A 16,783-nucleotide genomic window follows, 5' to 3' on the forward strand; every position below is an offset into this window, starting at 1 on the left:
TCATGACACTGACCTCTGAATAGGGGCACGGTCGGCTGTCGATTAGGCTGGTGACCCGTGAGTGAAGTAGCAGCCCAGCCAGTCGACGACACCCCCGAGCAGCTTCGGATCCGCCAGGAGAAGCGTGAGCGCATCCTCGCGGAGGGACGCGAGGCGTACCCGGTGTCGGTGGCGCGCACCCACTCGCTGGCGGAGATCCGGGCCAAGTACCCGGAACTCGAGCCCGACACGGCCACCGGTGACCAGGTCGGTGTCGTCGGCCGGGTGATCTTCGTGCGCAACACGGGCAAGTTGTGCTTCGCGACGCTGCAGGAAGGCGACGGCACCCAGCTGCAGGCGATGATCAGTCTCGCCGCTGTCGGCGAGGACGCTCTCGCGTCGTGGAAGGCCGATGTCGACCTCGGCGACTTCGTGTTCGTGCACGGTGAGGTGATCAGCTCCCGTCGCGGTGAGCTGAGCGTGATGGCCGATTCGTGGCAGATCGCGTCCAAGTCGCTCCGGCCGCTGCCCGTTGCGCACAAGGAGATGAACGAGGAGTCGCGGGTCCGGCAGCGCTACGCCGATCTGATCGTGCGCTCCGAGGCGCGGGAGAATGCGCGTAAGCGGGTGGCTGTCGTCCGTGAGCTCCGGAACGCGCTCGAGCGTCGCGGGTTCCTCGAGGTCGAGACGCCGATGCTGCAGACGGTGGCGGGCGGCGCGGCGGCCCGTCCCTTCATCACGCACTCCAATGCCCTCGATATCGATCTCTACCTCCGTATCGCGCCCGAACTGTTCCTGAAGCGGTGCGTCGTCGGCGGTATCGAGAAGGTCTTCGAGATCAACCGGAATTTCCGCAACGAGGGTGTCGACTCGACGCACTCGCCGGAATTCGCGATGCTCGAGACATACGAGGCGTACGGCACGTACGACGATTCTGCCGTCATGATCCGGGAACTCGTCCAGGAAGTGGCGCAGGCCGCTTTCGGTTCGCAGGTCGTCACTCTCGCCGACGGCACCGAATACGACTTCAGTGGTGAATGGAAGACCCTCGAGATGTACCCGTCGCTGTCGCAGGCGATCGGTGTCGAGGTCACTCCTGATTCCACCGTCGAGGAATTGCTGGCGCTCGCCGAGAAGGTGGGCCTGGAGGTCCCGAAGGACAAGGGTTACGGGCATGGGAAGCTCGTCGAGGAACTGTGGGAGCACCAGTGCGGCGACCAGTTGTTCGAGCCGACGTTCGTCCGTGATTTCCCGGTCGAGACCTCGCCGCTGACTCGTGACCACCGCAGCAAGGCCGGGGTGACGGAGAAGTGGGACCTCTACATCCGCGGGTTCGAGTTGGCCACGGGCTATTCGGAATTGGTCGATCCGGTCATCCAGCGTGAGCGGTTCGTCGATCAGGCGCGTCTCGCGTCGGCCGGCGACGACGAGGCGATGGCCCTCGACGAAGAATTCCTCGCCGCAATGGAGCAGGGAATGCCGCCGACCACCGGTACCGGAATGGGAATCGACCGTCTGCTCATGGCTTTGACGGGATTGGGAATCCGCGAAACAATCCTCTTTCCCATTGTTCGGCCTTCTACTCGCTGATTCACCAGGGTGAATTCGCGCGGATAAATTCGATCCATTCCTCGTATTCCGAATCGGAAGAACAGGGGTATGGTTACCTCCGGGTCGTAGCTCACGTTGACGATGAGACGTCGCTTCATTCGAGAGGAATTTCATCCCATGGCTAAGAAGGTCACTGTCACCCTGATCGACGATGTCGATCAAGAGGCGTCTGCCGACGAGACGGTCGAGTTCGGACTCGACGGTGTCCAGTACGAGATCGACCTTTCCTCGGAGAATGCGGCGAAATTGCGCGAGCAGCTCGACGTGTGGGTTTCCCACGCGCGCAAGGTGAGCTCGCGCAAGCGCGGCAAGGCCGTGGCGGCTCCGGCCGCCACCAAGTCTCGAGTTTCGGTCGATCGGGAACAGAGCGCCGCTATCCGGGAATGGGCGCGCAAGAACAACAAAAAGGTTTCTGCGCGCGGGCGTATCTCCGCGGAAATTATCGACGCCTACAACAAGGCGAACTGAAAGTTAGCTGGGAACAGAATTCGCTGATTCGCTACGCGACGTGACCTGGACTGTTACCGTCCCGCACTGATCCGTTAATCGGGAAGTCTGGGGGGTAGCTGTGCGGCGCTGCGTGACCGTTTCAGGGATTCTGTTCCTGGCGTTCGTGATGTGGTCCGGGGTGGCGTCCGCAGCGCCGACCTATCCGGTGCCGGATTCGTTCCTCGCCGGCGTGCCCCTCGAATTGGGAAATCCGGGCGGTTCGGCCCCGGGTTCGAACGACTGGTCCTGCCTGCCGAGTGACGCGCATCCCGAACCGGTGGTCCTCGTCCACGGCACTGGAGGCGCACGCCAGACCAACTGGGCGGTGTACGCACCACTCCTCGCGAACGAGGGCTACTGCGTGTATTCCCTCACCTACGGCAACTTCCCCGAACTGCCGTGGCCGCTCGATGCGATCGGCGGGATGACGCCCATCGACAGCGGCACCGCTCAGATCGCCACGTTCGTCGATCAGGTGCTGTCGAGCACGGGGGCCTCGAAAGTCGATCTCGTCGGACATTCCCAGGGCACCCTGCAGGCGAACAACTACGTGAAGTTCTTCGGCGGCGCAGACAAGGTCTCGAAGATCGTGTCACTGGCACCGCCGTGGCACGGTACGTACGGCAACGATCAGATCAGCGTCGGGCGGTCCATGCGGGCGCTCGGCGTCGACGACGAGGTGGCGGCAGGTTTCCCCGTCTGCGGGGCCTGCCCCGAGATGTTCCAGGGGTCCGCGTTCATCGACCGCATGCGGGCGGACGGGGTCTACGTCCCCGGCATCGAGTACACGAACATCGCCACCCGCTACGACGAACTGGTCGTCCCGTACACGAGCGGCATCGAGCCGGGCCCGAGCACCACGAACATCGTCGTCCAGGACGGTTGCGAGCAGGACTACTCCGACCACGTCGCCGTCGCCGGTTCGGCACGGGCCGCCGGATTCGTGCTCAACGCGCTCGATCCCGCCCACCCGCGCGACGTGCCGTGCCGTTTCGTCGCCCCCGTCGCGGGGTAGCCCTTTCCCGCCTCGTCGCCGGTTACCGGGGGAGTCCTGAGGAACCCGCTGGGTATCGCCGCCGACGCCGGATGGAAACGTATGGGTGGCGAACTCACAGCTCATCGACATACCCTGTCCGGACACGCAGGTCTCGCTTCCTTCGAGAAACGGGTCGCGAACTTCGCGGGCAAGAGGTTGTCGCATTTCTGCGACACCACGGTCACGACGTGCCCGCAGGGTCCCGTCCAGGAACGTCTGGATGGTGAACAACTGGAAAGAAGTGTCCATTCGAGCCAGTCCCGGCGGCTACGAAATGGTGGTCCACATCGGCATCGCGGAACCTGTTCGCTCCAGGCGTACAGCGAAGGGGAAACGATTGCCGGAGCTGGGGCGTTAAATACGGGTAAGCAGGCCTGCTCTTCCACCTAAAGGGGTGGAGGGGCAGCAGGTCGATCGGCAGCCAACTAGAGTAATAGCTGGGGTCGTGGAACCTTCGTCGGTTCGGGGCTTCTGCCCTCCGAGCAGGCGCTGGCGATCTGCTTGTAGTGCCGGAGCGAAACGCGGCGAACAGGGACGAGACACCCGGTCTCGTGACTGCACGTCGGAAAGTGTGAGGGAGAGCGATGTTCGAGAGGTTCACCGATCGCGCACGGCGCGTTGTTGTCCTGGCTCAAGAAGAAGCCAGGATGCTCAACCACAACTACATCGGTACGGAGCACATCCTGCTCGGCCTCATTCACGAGGGCGAAGGTGTCGCTGCCAAGTCGCTGGAGTCGTTGGGCATCTCCCTCGAAGGAGTGCGCAGCCAGGTCGAGGAGATCATCGGCCAGGGCCAGCAGGCCCCGTCCGGCCACATCCCCTTCACCCCGCGTGCCAAAAAAGTCCTGGAGCTCAGCCTGCGCGAGGCACTGCAGCTCGGACACAACTACATCGGCACGGAGCACATCCTGCTCGGCCTCATCCGCGAGGGTGAAGGCGTCGCAGCGCAGGTGCTGGTCAAGCTCGGTGCCGACCTCAACCGGGTGCGTCAGCAGGTCATCCAGCTGCTCTCCGGCTACCAGGGCAAGGAGCCGGCCGAGGCCGGCGGCACTCGTGGCGAGGCGGGCACCCCGTCCACGTCGCTGGTGCTCGACCAGTTCGGTCGCAACCTCACCCAGGCCGCCCTCGAAGGCAAGCTCGACCCCGTCATCGGCCGCTCGAAGGAAATCGAGCGCGTCATGCAGGTGCTGTCGCGCCGTACCAAGAACAACCCGGTGCTGATCGGCGAGCCCGGTGTCGGTAAGACCGCCGTCGTCGAGGGGCTCGCTCAGGCCATCGTCAACGGCGAGGTGCCCGAGACGCTCAAGGACAAGCAGCTGTACACGCTCGACCTCGGGTCGCTCGTGGCCGGCAGCCGTTACCGCGGTGACTTCGAAGAGCGACTGAAGAAGGTCCTCAAGGAGATCAACACCCGCGGCGACATCATTCTGTTCATCGACGAGCTGCACACCCTCGTGGGTGCAGGCGCGGCCGAGGGCGCCATCGACGCGGCCTCGATCCTCAAGCCGAAGCTCGCCCGCGGTGAGCTGCAGACCATCGGTGCCACCACCCTCGACGAGTACCGCAAGTACATCGAGAAGGACGCCGCACTGGAGCGCCGCTTCCAGCCGGTGCAGGTCGGCGAGCCGACAGTGGAACACACCATCGAGATCCTCAAGGGCCTTCGCGACCGTTACGAGGCGCACCACCGCGTGTCCATCACGGACGGTGCACTCGTCGCCGCGGCCACCCTGGCCGATCGCTACATCAACGACCGCTTCCTGCCGGACAAGGCCATCGACCTCATCGACGAGGCCGGAGCCCGGATGCGCATCCGCCGGATGACCGCACCGCCGGACCTCCGCGAGTTCGACGACAAGATCGCCGACGCCCGCCGCGAGAAGGAGTCCGCGATCGACGCGCAGGACTTCGAGAAGGCCGCGAACCTGCGCGACAAGGAGAAGACCCTCGTCGCTCAGCGTGCGGAGCGGGAGAAGCAGTGGCGTTCCGGTGACCTGGACGTCATCGCCGAGGTCGACGACGAGCAGATCGCCGAGGTCCTGGGTAACTGGACCGGCATCCCCGTGTTCAAGCTCACCGAGGAGGAGACCACGCGTCTGCTCCGCATGGAGGAGGAGCTGCACAAGCGGATCATCGGTCAGGAAGACGCGGTCAAGGCGGTCGCCAAGGCGATCCGTCGTACCCGTGCCGGCCTGAAGGACCCGAAGCGTCCGTCCGGTTCGTTCATCTTCGCCGGCCCGTCCGGTGTCGGTAAGACCGAGCTGGCCAAGTCGCTCGCCAACTTCCTGTTCGGTGAGGACGACGCACTCATCCAGATCGACATGGGCGAGTTCCACGACCGCTTCACGGCGTCGCGGCTGTTCGGTGCCCCTCCCGGCTACGTCGGCTACGAAGAGGGCGGCCAGCTCACCGAGAAGGTGCGCCGCAAGCCGTTCAGCGTGGTGCTGTTCGACGAGATCGAGAAGGCACACCAGGAGATCTACAACACGCTCCTGCAGGTGCTCGAAGACGGCCGTCTCACCGACGGTCAGGGCCGGACCGTGGACTTCAAGAACACGGTGCTCATCTTCACCTCGAACCTCGGTACCTCGGACATCTCCAAGGCTGTGGGTCTCGGCTTCACGTCCGGTAAGGGCGACGAGTCGAACTACGAGCGGATGAAGCTCAAGGTCCACGACGAGCTGAAGAAGCACTTCCGTCCCGAGTTCCTCAACCGCATCGACGACATCGTCGTGTTCCACCAGCTCACCACCGAGCAGATCGTTCAGATGGTGGACCTGATGGTGGCACGCGTCGAGGTGGCCTTGAAGAACAAGGACATGACGATGGAGGTCACCGACAAGGCCAAGTCGCTGCTGGCCAAGCGTGGCTTCGATCCGGTCCTGGGTGCGCGGCCGCTGCGTCGCACCATCCAGCGCGAGATCGAGGACCAGCTGTCGGAGAAGATCCTCTTCGGCGAGGTCGGCCCCGGTCAGATCGTGTACGTCGACGTCGAGAACTGGGACGGCGAAGGCGCGGGCGAGGACGCGAAGTTCACGTTCCGCGGCGAGACGAAGCCGGTCACGGTTCCCGACGAGGTTCCGGTCGACCTGGCCAAGTCCGGCGCAGCCGACTCGGAGTAGACAGGCAGCAATCGCACGACAACGGGCCGCCGGTGGTTTTCCACCGGCGGCCCGTTCGTGTGTGCAGGGTCAGATGCTCTTGCGTCCCGACCAGTTGGCGAGGCGCTCGGTGGGACCGGCGGTGGGGTGTGGCTCGACCACGTCCGCGAACGGCACGTGCCCGCCGCGCGTCTCCGCCGGGATCGCATGCCGTGCGACGGCGAGCATGGCCTCGGCGAGTTCCGGGCGAGTTTCGGAGGGTTGGCCGGTGGCGACGGCCAGGTCCCAGCCGTGCACGAGGGTCTCGTTGATGTAGCCCCAGATGGCGGCACGGCCGGGGACGGTGCCCCACGGCGCCGTCACCGTCGCGTCGAGCCGGCTGTCGTCGGTCCAGACGGGCCACATGCGGTCCGTGGCGGACCGGTAGGCGTCCGCGTAGCCGTCGCCGGAGATGTCGGTGACGACGAGCGGAACGGTGCTCGGGTCGCCGCCCTCACCGATCACGCGGGCACGCTCCACGGTGGCGACCAGGTGGCCGAGCAGGGTGCGGACGTCGAAGTCGGCGCACGGAGTGGATGCCGTCAGCTGGTCCTCGCGGACTTTCTCGATGAGGCCGGTCGTCCAGGTGAGGGCTTCGCGGTACAGGGGCCGGGGATCTGTCGTGTTCGTCATGAGGCAACTATCGCCGCAAAACATGACATCTCCTGTCATGTATTTCTGACAGACTTCTCCCATGCGCGCCGATCGCCTGCTCTCGCTCGTCCTCCTGCTCCGCAACCGCGGGCGCATGTCGGCGTCGGCGTTGGCCCGCGAACTCGAGGTGTCCCCGCGCACCGTGCTGCGGGACATCGACGCATTGTCCACGGCGGGGATACCGGTGTACGCCGAACGCGGCCGTGACGGCGGCTTCGAGTTGCTGCCTGGATTCACCACCGACCTCACGGGCCTGACTGTCGACGAGGCCAAGGCCCTTCTGGCGGCAGGCTCTGCGGTGACGTCGGAATCGCTGGGCATGGCACCGGCGTTCGCCTCGGCCATGCGCAAGGTGGTGGCGGCGATGCCCGACGCGCACCGGGCGGCGGCGACGAAGGTGGCGGAGCGGGTGTTCGTCACCCAGGGAACGTGGCTGACCGATCCGGAGCCGGTCGACGATCATCTCGGGCTGATCCAGCAGGCGGTGTTCGTGGGCCGGCGGCTGAGCATCCTCTACCCGTCGCGGGGCAACGATGCGGTGTGGCGCGTCATCGACCCGCAGGGCCTCATCCATGCGGCGGGACGGTGGTATCTGGTGGCGACGGACGCCGGCCGCGACCGGACGTACCGGCTCGAGCGGATCGAGGACGTCCGCGAACTCGACGAGCCGGCGCAGAGATCGGCCGACATCGACCTGGCCGCGATCTGGGAGCGTCGCCGTTCGGCGTTCCGGGCGCGCGGGACACCGGTGGTCACCGACGTTCTCGTGCGCCGTGAGCGCCGCGACGACCTGGTGGAGCGTGCCTATGCCGTCCGATCCGAGCAGTCGGTCGACGGCGACCGGGTGCGCCTGGAAGTGGTGTTCGGCGACGACTCCCACGCACGCGGGGTTCTGTGGGCGTTCGGCGAGGACGCGGAAGTGCTGGCACCGGACGCTCTGCGGGCCGCCCTGCGTTCCCGCGCGCTGCGGATGGCCACCCGGTACGAGTAGGTTCGACACGTAAACCGAAGAACCACGAGAGGATGTGGCATGCCGACACGTACCGCACGGACCGCTTGGAACGGATCGCTCGAACAGGGAAGCGGCCAGGTGGAACTCACCAGTTCCGGAGTCGCGACCTTCGACGTCTCGTTCCCCAAGCGGGCGGCCGAAGAGGCGGGTGGAACCACCAGCCCGGAGGAGCTGATCGCCGCGGCGCATTCCTCCTGCTACGCGATGCAGCTGTCCGCACTCATCGCAGAGGCAGGCGGCACCCCGCAGAGCCTCGAGGTGAAGGCGGATGTCTCACTCGGACCGGACAACCCGGGTTTCAAGCTCACCGGCATCAAGCTGACGGTCCGCGGCGAGGTGGACGGTCTCGACGCCGACGGCTTCGCGAAGGCCGCTCAGGCCGCCAAGGAGTCGTGCCCCGTCAGCAAGGCGCTCACCGGAGTCGAGATCACGCTGGACGCGGCACTCGAGTCCTGAGTCCAGTCGGCTACTGACGGTTGAACCGTGCGCGCACTTCCTCCATCTTCGCCTGGAGTTCGTCCGGGCTGATGACGCCCTTGTCCATCAACGCGTGAGCGGTGGCGACGACGGACCGGGAGCGGACGGGGAAGTCGCGGTAGACGGTTTCGCCCAGCTGGTCCTCGGTGTGGCGCCTGTCGAGATTGTCCCAGGCGCCACGCCAGGACAGGCATTCCGCGGTGGCCTGCATGCTCGATTCCCACGGGTCGGGCTTGCGGTCGAGGTCCGGTAGCGTCACGTCGTCGCGGGTCGTCTCCGGCGTCAGCGTGTTCAGGATGACGTCGTATGCCTTGTCCGTCATCATCGCGCGGTTCCTCCGTTGTCCGAGGGTGGTGTGGTCGCAGTCCAATCGACCTGCGGGACGGCGACGCCGATCATGGTGTCGCGTGTGACGATCGACGCCAGTTGTTCCTCACTCCACCCCTCGGTGCCCTCGGGGCGCATGGGCATCACCATGAACCGTGATTTCTGATTCGAATCATGCACGCGCACTTCGACATCCGACGGGAAGTGTAGACCGAACTCCGCAATCACCTCGCGGGGCCAGCGCACCAACCGGCGACGATAGTTGGGGGTGCGGTACCAGTCCGGAGACATACCGAGAACGGGCCGCGGATAGCACGAACACAACGTGCAGACGATGACGTTGTGGACCTTCGGGGTGTTCTCCAGCACGTAGAAGTAGGTGTAGTCGCTCGGCGTGCCCGATCCGGTCGGGTCGCGCCAGTCGATCCCCACTTCTTTGCAGGTTTCGGTGCCGTCGGCCAGCAGTCGCTTCTTGAACTCCGGGTCGACCCACGCTTTCGCGACCAATTTCGAACCACCCGAGGGCCCTACCGATTCGGCCCATTCGGAGAAACGGCGGTGATCCTCGCGGGAGAACAGTCCGTGTTCGATGGACAGTTCCCGAATCGCGGTCTCCAGGATCTCGAATTCGCTGACCTCCTCCGAGGCCTGGATCGGGGCGTGATCGTCGTGCGAATGCGTCATGTGTCCGCCTCTCCTGCCGGCTCGAGCCAGCGCTCGGAGCACTCGGTTTCCAACGTGTCGATCTCGAATCCGGTGTAGCGGGGCCAGAGGTCGGTCTGCCGGAAGCGGACGACGTAGAACGGCTCGGTCCGGCCGTCGTCCACGCGTCCCCACGCCTCGTCCTCGGGAATCACCCACTCCGGGCGGTGCTCGACGACGACTCCGGTGCGCCCGCGGATGAATGCCTGGGTTCGGGTGTGGAACATCGACGTCGCGTCCTTGACGGTGACCCGGTCGCCGATCTCGAATTTCGTCATGACCGGCCTCCGGTCGCGTTCCCGCCACCCGACCGGGCCCGGACCTCGTCGATCTTGGCGGAGAGTTCGTCGGGCGTGATCAGGCCCTTGTTGATGAGTGTCTTGGCGGCCACCGTGATCCACCGCGCGTAGTACGGCAACCCGAAGTACAGCGTTGCGCCCAGGTCGTTCTCGGCGCGGCGGCGCTCCTCGGAGTTCCACACACCGCGCCACCCGAGGCACTCGCACGTGACGTATGTACTCATCTCCCAGTCCTCTTCGACCTTCTCCTCGTACTTGACGGGAAGGGCGGTCTGGCCGCCGACGTCGTGGAGAACGTGTCGCAACGCGTCGAACGCGGAATTGGACAGGTAATACGGCGAATCCATCTCTGCGTGATGGACCGGGCCGTACTCCGCGACCCTGTTCGCCTGTGCTTCGAAATCTGCTGGAGAGTTCATCGCGTGCTCCGGTGGTGGTGGAACTAGTGACAGGGAACTCCCAGGAGATGGCGGCCGTCGTGCATCAATTCGTGCAGGTACATGCCACTTCGGGAGATCGCACCCTGGTCGAATCCGACCAGGTAGAGGGTGAGCAGAGCGAGCAGGACGACTCCGACGGCGATCAGCACGATTCCGAGTGACTCGACGGACTTGCTCGGTGAAGAGACGTAAACCATGGCTACTCCTGGAGGAGTTCGGGTTCCGCAACTGTCGGCCGTCGATTGTCCGGGCATCGCGACGAGCGCCCCTCACTCAGCGGCACGATCGATACGACGTTACTCTCGCCGTGTCGATCCCATCACCGTACCGTTCGGTCGAATCCGGCGTGCGGAAATGCAGCGCGGCGAACCAAGACAAACACCGTGTCGAACCCGGCGGAACAGAATGCACCGGCGATTCGTTCCACTGAACTGTGACGACACAGCAGAACACCGACGGCGACATCGAGATCGAAATCTGGTCCGACGTCGCCTGCCCCTGGTGCTACATCGGCAAGCACCGTTTCCTGGCCGCCCTCGCGGAGTTCGAGGGGCGTGACCGGGTGAACGTGGTGTGGCGGTCGTATCAGCTGTCGCCGGAGACGCCGGTGGGCGAGCGGCGCAGCGAACTCGACGCCCTGGTGGAGAGCAAGGGCATGCCTGCCGAGCAGGTCCGTCAGATGTTCGGACACGTTGCGCGCACGGCGGCCGACGAGGGGCTGAGTCTCGACTTCGACACCGTGATCGCCGCCAACACCTTCGACGCCCACCGGTTGATCCACCTGGCGGGCGACGAGCGAGATGCCGTGGTGGAGGCGCTGTTCCGCGCGCACTTCGGTGAGGGAGCCGTGATCGACGACCGCGAGGTGCTCGTCGACATCGCGTCGCGGGCCGGGCTCGACGCCGACACCGTGCGCGCCGAACTCGAGTCCGATGCCGGTGCGGACGCGGTCCGCGCCGACCTCGAGACCGCCCGTCGACTGCAGGTGTCGGCGGTGCCGTTCTTCGTCGCCAACCGCCGCGTCGCCGTGTCCGGTGCGCAGCCGAAGGACGTGTTCCTGCAGCTTCTGACGCAGGCGAGCGCGGCGCCGGTGAACTAGCGGCGCGTGACGTACCGGTTGGCGTCGGGCCGGAACATGAGTGCCACCGCCGCGATCACCGCCACGAGATGGGTGAGCCGGGCGGTCGCGATCACCGCGACGTCGAGCGTCAGACCTGCGACGGCGGACATCGGGTCGTTGCCGGCCGACAACCAGGCGAGCGGCTCCATCACGAGCGAAGCGACGCCGACGACGCCGAGACCGATCGCGAGAGTGTTCCGCGCCCACGCCCTGCCACTGCGGAATCGGGTCATGACGAACAGCACCGCGCCGTAGACGACGACGCGGACCGCGAGTTGTCCGGCGAGGCTGCCGACGTCGGGGTCCGGGCCGTCCAATGCCGTCGATGTGTGCGCGATGGCCTCGACCACGCCGGCGAACAGGGCGAGTCCGAGCAGCCAGTACGCGCGCTCGACCGTCTGCGGGACCGAGGGTGCAGTACGAGTGGTCATGTCCCCATGCTGGTATCGGCGACGTCGCGGCACATCACCCCACGGAGTGGAGTTCACCCCTACCCGGGTATCGGTGCGACGTGCTTGCCATCACCCCGGACGAGGGGCACATTGAAATGCACGTCATCGGCAGGGAGGCACTGTGCGCGAGCAGACACGACCCGGAGATGCATGGCCGGCGTTGAAGGTGGACGACTGGACGACGACGCGGGACACCCTGCACATGTGGACGCAGATAGTCGGAAAGATCCGCTTGGCCCACGCACCGTTGATCAACCACTGGTGGCAGGTCCCGCTGTACGTGAGTCCCCGCGGTCTCACGACGTCGACAGTCCCGTACGGCACCGACTGTTTCGACATCGAATTCGACTTCGCCGACCATCGACTGGTGATCCGCACGAGCACCGGCGGCACCGGGACGGTTGCCCTCGAACCGAAGTCGGTGGCCGATTTCTATGCGGAGACGATGGACACGCTGGCCGAACTGGGTGTGGCGACGACCATTCTGGCCCGGCCCAACGAGGTGGACCCCGCCGTCCCGTTCGCGGAGGACACCCAGCACTGCTCGTACGACGGTGAGTCGGTGCACCAGTTCTGGCGGCAACTCGTGCAGGCGGACCGCGTCCTGCACGAGTTCCGTTCCCATTTCATCGGGAAGGTCAGTCCCGTGCACTTCTTCTGGGGTGCGCTCGACCTGGCCTGCACCCGGTTCTCCGGGCGAACCGCACCGACTCACCCTGGGGGAGCACCGAACTGCGGAGACTGGGTGATGGTCGAGGGCTACTCGCACGAGCTGAGCAGCTGCGGTTTCTGGCCCGGCGGTGGTGTCGAAGGCGCGTTCTACGCGTACGCCTACCCGGAACCGGACGGCTTCGCCGACTACCCGGCCGGGCCCGACGGAGCGTTCTACAGCAAGGAGAACGGACAGTTCCTGCTGCCGTACGAGACCGTCCGAACCGCAGACGATCCCGATGCCGCACTGCTGAAGTTCCTGCACAGCACGTACGACGCGGCCGCCGAACGGGGTGGCTGGGACCGGGCCGCCCTGGAGGCGGACCCGGCCCGATGGGACAAATCCCGCTGACGCCCTGACAGGTGGGTCAGGCGGCGTTCGCCGACGCGGGCGTCGTGACCCGGGTGGCACGCTCCGTGAGGAACGCGAATGCCAGTCCGAGGACCAGCCACAACGTGGCCTGCGTCGCGAGGGACGACAGGCGGAACTGCCACAGAAGCACTGCGGGGAAGTCGTCGCCCACTTCGTTGACGGTGGGCAGCACGAGGTATCCGACGGTCACCACCACGAGGAAGGCGAGAACCGGCGCCGCGATCCGCACCGACAGGAACTCCTGCGCTGCGACGGCCTTCGCCGCGAAGACGGAGGCCACCACCGCGAGCAGGCCCAGCACGACTGCGGCGAGCCACAGCCAGGTGCGCTGGGTGATCGTTTCGGGGTCTCCGACAGCCGGTGGGTTGGCGGGGTACTTGAAGAACGGCACCGCCTCGATTGCCAACCAGCCCAACGTGGCCAGTGTCAGCCCGAGCAACGGCCCCGACAGCGTCGTCAGCCGACGCGCGTAATTCGCGACGACGGCGAAGATCGCTCCCAGAGCCAGGCCCGCGAGGGACGTGGCGAGGAACAGTCCGAAGCGCTGTCCGTCACGGCTGACCAGTGCTTCTTCCTCGTCGTGCGAGTGCCCGGCCGGCTCCTCTGCCTGCGTGGCGTCGTGCGAGTGGACTTCGGCTTCGGCAGCGCTGTTCGACTCTTCGATCGCGATGGCCGCATCGATGTGCGACTCACCGAGGACGAAGGCGACGCCACCGGCCAGGATGCCTGCGATCAGGCCGGCCAGCAGACCGCGGATGAGGAGTTTCGCGAAGGAATCGGTCAGTGGCATGGCAGGCCCAGGAGGTGGCGGCCGTCGTGCATCAGTTCATGCATGTACATGCCACTGCGCGAAATCGCGCCCTGGTCGAAGCCAACGAGATAGAGAGCGAGCATCGCGAACAGAACGATCGCGAAAGAGATGACGGCGAGACGGGTCGTGTCGACCGACGAGCCGGGTGCGTAGGCGAGTGCCATAGTTCCTCCTGGGATTTCGCGTCCCCTAGGTCCAGGCGATGGCCGCAGTATCTGGCTGTCGAGGTGGCTCCCGTGAAGGACTACTCCGATTTACAGTGGCGCGACCGCTCCGGGATTGCACCGGATTCCTGCCGAACCATCGCTTTGTCCTGCGAACTTTTGCACCCGGCGGGCCGTCGTGTCAATCCTCCCGCTCGGCCCTGGCTCTCAGTTCTTGTTCGCCGCCGCGACGTCGAGAACGACCTCGAACTCGAGCAGCGAAGCTCCGGACGCCACCGGCTTCTTCTGCTCACCCGCGTGTGCTTCCCGGGCCGGACCGTCGCGCCACGCCGCGAATGCCTCTTCGCTCTCCCACTGGGTGACGACGAAGTAGCGGTTCTCGCCCTTGACGGGGCGCAGAAGCTGGAATCCGAGGAAGCCGGGGGAGTTCTCCACGGCGTGCGCGCGCGCCGCGAAGCGCTTCTCGAGTTCGGGGCCCGCGCCCTCGGGGATTTCGATTGCGTTGATCTTCACCACTGCCATGCGGGCGAGATTACTCCGCTAGCGTCGGAGGGGTGGTGGGTGAGAGTGCGTTGCACGACGAGGGTGGGACGGGACAGCCGATTCTGCTGCTGCACGGGCTGATGGGCAGCGCCCGGACGTGGGGCCGGCACGTGCCGTGGTTGCGCGAGCACGGCCACGTCTTCACGTTCGACGCCGCAGGTCACGGTAGGCCCGCACCGTCGCGGTTGACGACGGAAGCGTTCGTGGAAGACCTGGCCGCCGCGGTCGCGCCCTTCACCGAGCCGTGGGTGGTGATCGGTCACTCGATGGGCGCCCTGCACGCGTGGTGCCTTGCGGCCGAACACCCAGAGAAGGTATCGGCGCTCGTGCTCGAAGACATGGCCCCCGACTTCCGGGGCCGGACCGCCGCGGACTGGGCGGCGATGATCTCGAACTGGCCGCAGCCGTTCGCGACCCGGGAAGACCTGCTCGAATTCTTCGGTCCGGTTGCCGGACAGTACTTCCTGGATTCTTTCGAGAAACGCGCCGACGGCTGGTACCTGCACGGGGACGTCGACACGTTCCGCGACATCTCCGAGGAGTGGGGCGGCAGGCACTTCTGGGACCAGTGGGCGTCGATCACGGTTCCGGCCCTGCTGATCGAGGGGGAGTTCACCATCACCCCAGACGGTCAGATGCGGACCATGGCGGAGCGGCATCCCGGCGCCGAGTACGTCCGTATCGAGCAGGCCGGGCACCTCGTCCACGACGACCAGCCGGAGCAGTACCGGAAGGTGGTCGAGGCATTCCTCGACGGGCTCGGCTGAGCCGCCCGGCGGCTAGCTTCCCTCGCCGGCCAGGGCGAAGAGGCCGTCGTCGGTCTGCTCGACGAGTCCGTCGACGAGCAGGGAGTGGAGGGCGCGGTCGCGTTGGCCCGGATCGCCCGGCCACACCTGGTCGAGCCGGACCCGTTCGACCGGGGCGGAGCTCTCACGGAGTACGGCCATGAGCTTGCCGCGCACCTGACGGTCGGTGCCTGCGAACTTCTGGACCTTCCGGCGCTCACCGGTGTGCGCCGGACGTCCGGCATCCACCCAGGCGCAGCTGGGCAGCGGGCAGCGAGCGCATTCGGGGGAGCGGGCGGTGCACACGGTGGCCCCCAGCTCCATGAGGGCCGCGGAGAACGTGGCCGCCCGTGCCCGGGTGCGGGGGAGCAGCGCGGACACGTCGGCGAGGTCACGCGTGGTCGAGGGATTTCCCGGCTCGGCGCTTCCGTGTACGGCCCTGGCGACCACCCGCCGGACGTTCGTGTCGACGACGGGGACCCGCTGTCCGTAGGCGAAGCAGGCGACGGCCCGCGCGGTGTAGGCACCGATGCCGGGCAGGCCGAGGAGAGTGTCGACGTCGCTCGGAACCACGTCGCCGTGCTCGGCGGCCAGTACTCCGGCGCACTCGTGGAGTCGCAGCGCGCGGCGCGGGTAGCCGAGCTTGCCCCACGCGCGCAGTACGTCGGCCTGACTCGACGCGGCCATGCGGGACGGGACGGGCCAGCGCTGCACCCATTCCTCCCAGATCGGGGCCACCCGGACGACGGGCGTCTGCTGCAGCATGATCTCGCTCATCAGGATGTGCCAGGCGGTGACGCCGTCGCGGCGCCACGGCAGATCCCGGGCCTGTACGTCGTACCAGTTGATCAGCGCGGAGGAGTCAACGGCCACTTCGTCCTCACAAGTCCCTTCGTTCACGGGGGAAACAGATTTTCCGCGGTCGTCACATTCCCGTCGCGACGGTGCGACACGCTCGGTGCACAATGATCCCATGCCTAATTCCAACCCCGTGTCCGCGTGGAAGGCCCTGCGTCAGGGTAACGACAGATTCGTGAGCGGCACCTCGCTCCATCCCAGCCAGGGCATCGCCGATCGCGCGAAGCTCGTCGGCGGCCAGCACCCCACGGCCGTCCTGTTCGGATGCGGAGACTCCCGCGTCGCCGCCGAGATCATCTTCGATCAGGGTCTGGGCGACATGTTCGTCGTCCGCACCGCCGGTCACGTGATCGACGACGCCGTGCTCGGGTCCATCGAGTACGCCGTCGGGGTGCTGAACGTGCCGCTCATCGTCGTGCTCGGTCACGACAGCTGCGGTGCCGTCAAGGCGACGCTCGACGCCCTCGACGACGGCAACGTGCCGCCCGGGTTCATCCGCAGCATCGTGGAACGTGTCGCGCCGTCGATCCTCATGGGACGCCGCGAGGGCCTCAGTACCGTCGACGAACTCGAGGGCCGCCACGTGGTGGAGACCGGGGCGCTGCTCATGCAGCGGTCGCGCATCATCGCGGAGAAGGTGGAGAGCGGCGCGTGCGCCATCGCGGGTGTCACGTACAAGCTGTCCGACGGCCGCACCCACCTGCAGGGCGCCGTCGGGGACATCGGTGAGCTCACGGACTGACCGCGACACGCCGCACCCGCTGAGCCGTTGCCGCGCGACGCCGAACTACCGTTGACGT

At 66.3% G+C, this 16,783-nt stretch carries 21 protein-coding genes and 1 riboswitch; of the genes, 10 read left to right on the forward strand and 11 right to left on the reverse strand.

The features are described from left to right. The first annotated feature begins 57 nt into the window (after positions 1-57). The 4 genes from lysS (at position 58) to AZG88_RS35135 (ending at position 6,237) form a co-directional block, all read left to right on the forward strand. The gene (gene lysS / locus AZG88_RS35120; protein WP_005244958.1) at positions 58-1,569 is read left to right on the forward strand and encodes a lysine--tRNA ligase; all 1,512 of its coding nucleotides are present in this window, start codon (positions 58-60) and stop codon (positions 1,567-1,569) included. Between the two features lie 138 nt (positions 1,570-1,707). Further along, a complete protein-coding gene (locus tag AZG88_RS35125; protein ID WP_005244957.1) occupies positions 1,708-2,058 on the forward strand; it encodes a histone-like nucleoid-structuring protein Lsr2 in 351 nt (116 codons plus the stop codon). Between the two features lie 100 nt (positions 2,059-2,158). Further along, on the forward strand, positions 2,159-3,094 hold the full coding sequence (locus tag AZG88_RS35130) for an esterase/lipase family protein (protein WP_061700397.1): 936 nt from the start codon (positions 2,159-2,161) through the stop codon (positions 3,092-3,094). 605 nt (positions 3,095-3,699) lie between these two features. After that, complete coding sequence (locus AZG88_RS35135) at positions 3,700-6,237, forward strand: ATP-dependent Clp protease ATP-binding subunit (protein WP_005244954.1); 2,538 nt, start codon at positions 3,700-3,702, stop codon at positions 6,235-6,237. Between the two features lie 69 nt (positions 6,238-6,306). Here AZG88_RS35135 and AZG88_RS35140 read toward each other — a convergent pair whose 3' ends face one another. Continuing rightward, on the reverse strand, positions 6,307-6,888 hold the full coding sequence (locus AZG88_RS35140) for a TIGR03086 family metal-binding protein (RefSeq protein ID WP_061044539.1): 582 nt from the start codon (positions 6,886-6,888) through the stop codon (positions 6,307-6,309). Positions 6,889-6,949: 61 nt separating this feature from the next. On the opposite strand from AZG88_RS35140, the gene AZG88_RS35145 reads away from it, so the two are divergent. Beyond that, positions 6,950-7,900, forward strand: coding sequence for a helix-turn-helix transcriptional regulator (locus AZG88_RS35145; protein ID WP_005244951.1), 951 nt, complete (start codon positions 6,950-6,952; stop codon positions 7,898-7,900). Positions 7,901-7,939: 39 nt separating this feature from the next. Then, positions 7,940-8,377, forward strand: coding sequence for an OsmC family protein (locus AZG88_RS35150; protein ID WP_005244949.1), 438 nt, complete (start codon positions 7,940-7,942; stop codon positions 8,375-8,377). A gap of 10 nt (positions 8,378-8,387) precedes the next feature. Here AZG88_RS35150 and AZG88_RS35155 read toward each other — a convergent pair whose 3' ends face one another. From AZG88_RS35155 to AZG88_RS35175, 5 genes are read right to left on the reverse strand one after another with little or no spacing between them, the layout of a single operon-like run. Continuing rightward, positions 8,388-8,723: an SH3-like domain-containing protein gene (locus AZG88_RS35155; RefSeq protein WP_005262166.1), complete on the reverse strand. Its 336-nt coding sequence runs from the start codon at positions 8,721-8,723 to the stop codon at positions 8,388-8,390. Continuing rightward, on the reverse strand, positions 8,720-9,409 hold the full coding sequence (gene scnC / locus AZG88_RS35160; RefSeq protein WP_005244945.1) for a thiocyanate hydrolase subunit gamma: 690 nt from the start codon (positions 9,407-9,409) through the stop codon (positions 8,720-8,722). The genes AZG88_RS35155 and scnC overlap by 4 nt, the downstream gene beginning before the upstream one ends. Next, on the reverse strand, positions 9,406-9,705 hold the full coding sequence (locus AZG88_RS55170; protein ID WP_025431751.1) for an SH3-like domain-containing protein: 300 nt from the start codon (positions 9,703-9,705) through the stop codon (positions 9,406-9,408). Before AZG88_RS55170 ends, scnC begins: the two co-directional genes overlap by 4 nt. After that, positions 9,702-10,145 (reverse strand): SH3-like domain-containing protein, encoded by a 444-nt coding sequence (locus tag AZG88_RS55175; protein ID WP_025431752.1) that lies wholly within the window; start codon positions 10,143-10,145, stop codon positions 9,702-9,704. The genes AZG88_RS55170 and AZG88_RS55175 overlap by 4 nt, the downstream gene beginning before the upstream one ends. Before the next feature lie 23 nt (positions 10,146-10,168). Further along, positions 10,169-10,363, reverse strand: coding sequence for a CbtB domain-containing protein (locus AZG88_RS35175; RefSeq protein WP_005244942.1), 195 nt, complete (start codon positions 10,361-10,363; stop codon positions 10,169-10,171). 236 nt (positions 10,364-10,599) lie between these two features. Between AZG88_RS35175 and AZG88_RS35180 the strand changes: the two genes are divergently transcribed. Continuing rightward, positions 10,600-11,265, forward strand: coding sequence for a DsbA family oxidoreductase (locus tag AZG88_RS35180; RefSeq protein WP_061700398.1), 666 nt, complete (start codon positions 10,600-10,602; stop codon positions 11,263-11,265). Here AZG88_RS35180 and AZG88_RS35185 read toward each other — a convergent pair. Beyond that, a complete protein-coding gene (locus AZG88_RS35185; RefSeq protein WP_061700399.1) occupies positions 11,262-11,717 on the reverse strand; it encodes a hypothetical protein in 456 nt (151 codons plus the stop codon). The genes AZG88_RS35180 and AZG88_RS35185 overlap by 4 nt on opposite strands. 142 nt (positions 11,718-11,859) lie before the next feature. Here AZG88_RS35185 and AZG88_RS35190 point away from each other — a divergent pair, with 142 nt between their 5' ends. Further along, a complete protein-coding gene (locus tag AZG88_RS35190; protein WP_061700400.1) occupies positions 11,860-12,801 on the forward strand; it encodes a DUF5996 family protein in 942 nt (313 codons plus the stop codon). Positions 12,802-12,817: 16 nt separating this feature from the next. On the opposite strand, the gene AZG88_RS35195 is transcribed toward AZG88_RS35190, so the two are convergent. From AZG88_RS35195 to AZG88_RS35205, 3 genes are all read right to left on the reverse strand, one after another. Continuing rightward, complete coding sequence (locus tag AZG88_RS35195) at positions 12,818-13,612, reverse strand: CbtA family protein (RefSeq protein ID WP_061044536.1); 795 nt, start codon at positions 13,610-13,612, stop codon at positions 12,818-12,820. After that, positions 13,603-13,797 carry a CbtB domain-containing protein gene (locus AZG88_RS35200; protein ID WP_005244930.1) on the reverse strand — a complete coding sequence of 65 codons (195 nt, stop codon included), beginning with the start codon at positions 13,795-13,797 and terminating at the stop codon, positions 13,603-13,605. Before AZG88_RS35200 ends, AZG88_RS35195 begins: the two co-directional genes overlap by 10 nt. Before the next feature lie 23 nt (positions 13,798-13,820). Further along, a riboswitch (cobalamin riboswitch) is annotated at positions 13,821-13,953 on the reverse strand. A 51-nt stretch (positions 13,954-14,004) separates the two neighbouring features. Then, positions 14,005-14,319: an antibiotic biosynthesis monooxygenase family protein gene (locus AZG88_RS35205; RefSeq protein WP_005244929.1), complete on the reverse strand. Its 315-nt coding sequence runs from the start codon at positions 14,317-14,319 to the stop codon at positions 14,005-14,007. A 32-nt stretch (positions 14,320-14,351) separates the two neighbouring features. On the opposite strand from AZG88_RS35205, the gene AZG88_RS35210 reads away from it, so the two are divergent. Then, positions 14,352-15,107 carry an alpha/beta fold hydrolase gene (locus tag AZG88_RS35210; RefSeq protein WP_061700401.1) on the forward strand — a complete coding sequence of 252 codons (756 nt, stop codon included), beginning with the start codon at positions 14,352-14,354 and terminating at the stop codon, positions 15,105-15,107. A 12-nt stretch (positions 15,108-15,119) separates the two neighbouring features. Here AZG88_RS35210 and AZG88_RS35215 read toward each other — a convergent pair whose 3' ends face one another. Beyond that, positions 15,120-15,998, reverse strand: coding sequence for an A/G-specific adenine glycosylase (locus AZG88_RS35215; protein ID WP_025431756.1), 879 nt, complete (start codon positions 15,996-15,998; stop codon positions 15,120-15,122). A gap of 100 nt (positions 15,999-16,098) precedes the next feature. On the opposite strand from AZG88_RS35215, the gene AZG88_RS35220 reads away from it, so the two are divergent. Continuing rightward, positions 16,099-16,725 (forward strand): carbonic anhydrase, encoded by a 627-nt coding sequence (locus AZG88_RS35220; RefSeq protein ID WP_005244926.1) that lies wholly within the window; start codon positions 16,099-16,101, stop codon positions 16,723-16,725. Positions 16,726-16,783 lie beyond the last annotated feature (58 nt).

The organism is Rhodococcus sp. LB1 (assembly GCF_001583455.1).
In the GTDB taxonomy this organism is placed as follows: Bacteria; Actinomycetota; Actinomycetes; order Mycobacteriales; family Mycobacteriaceae; genus Rhodococcus_F; species Rhodococcus_F opacus.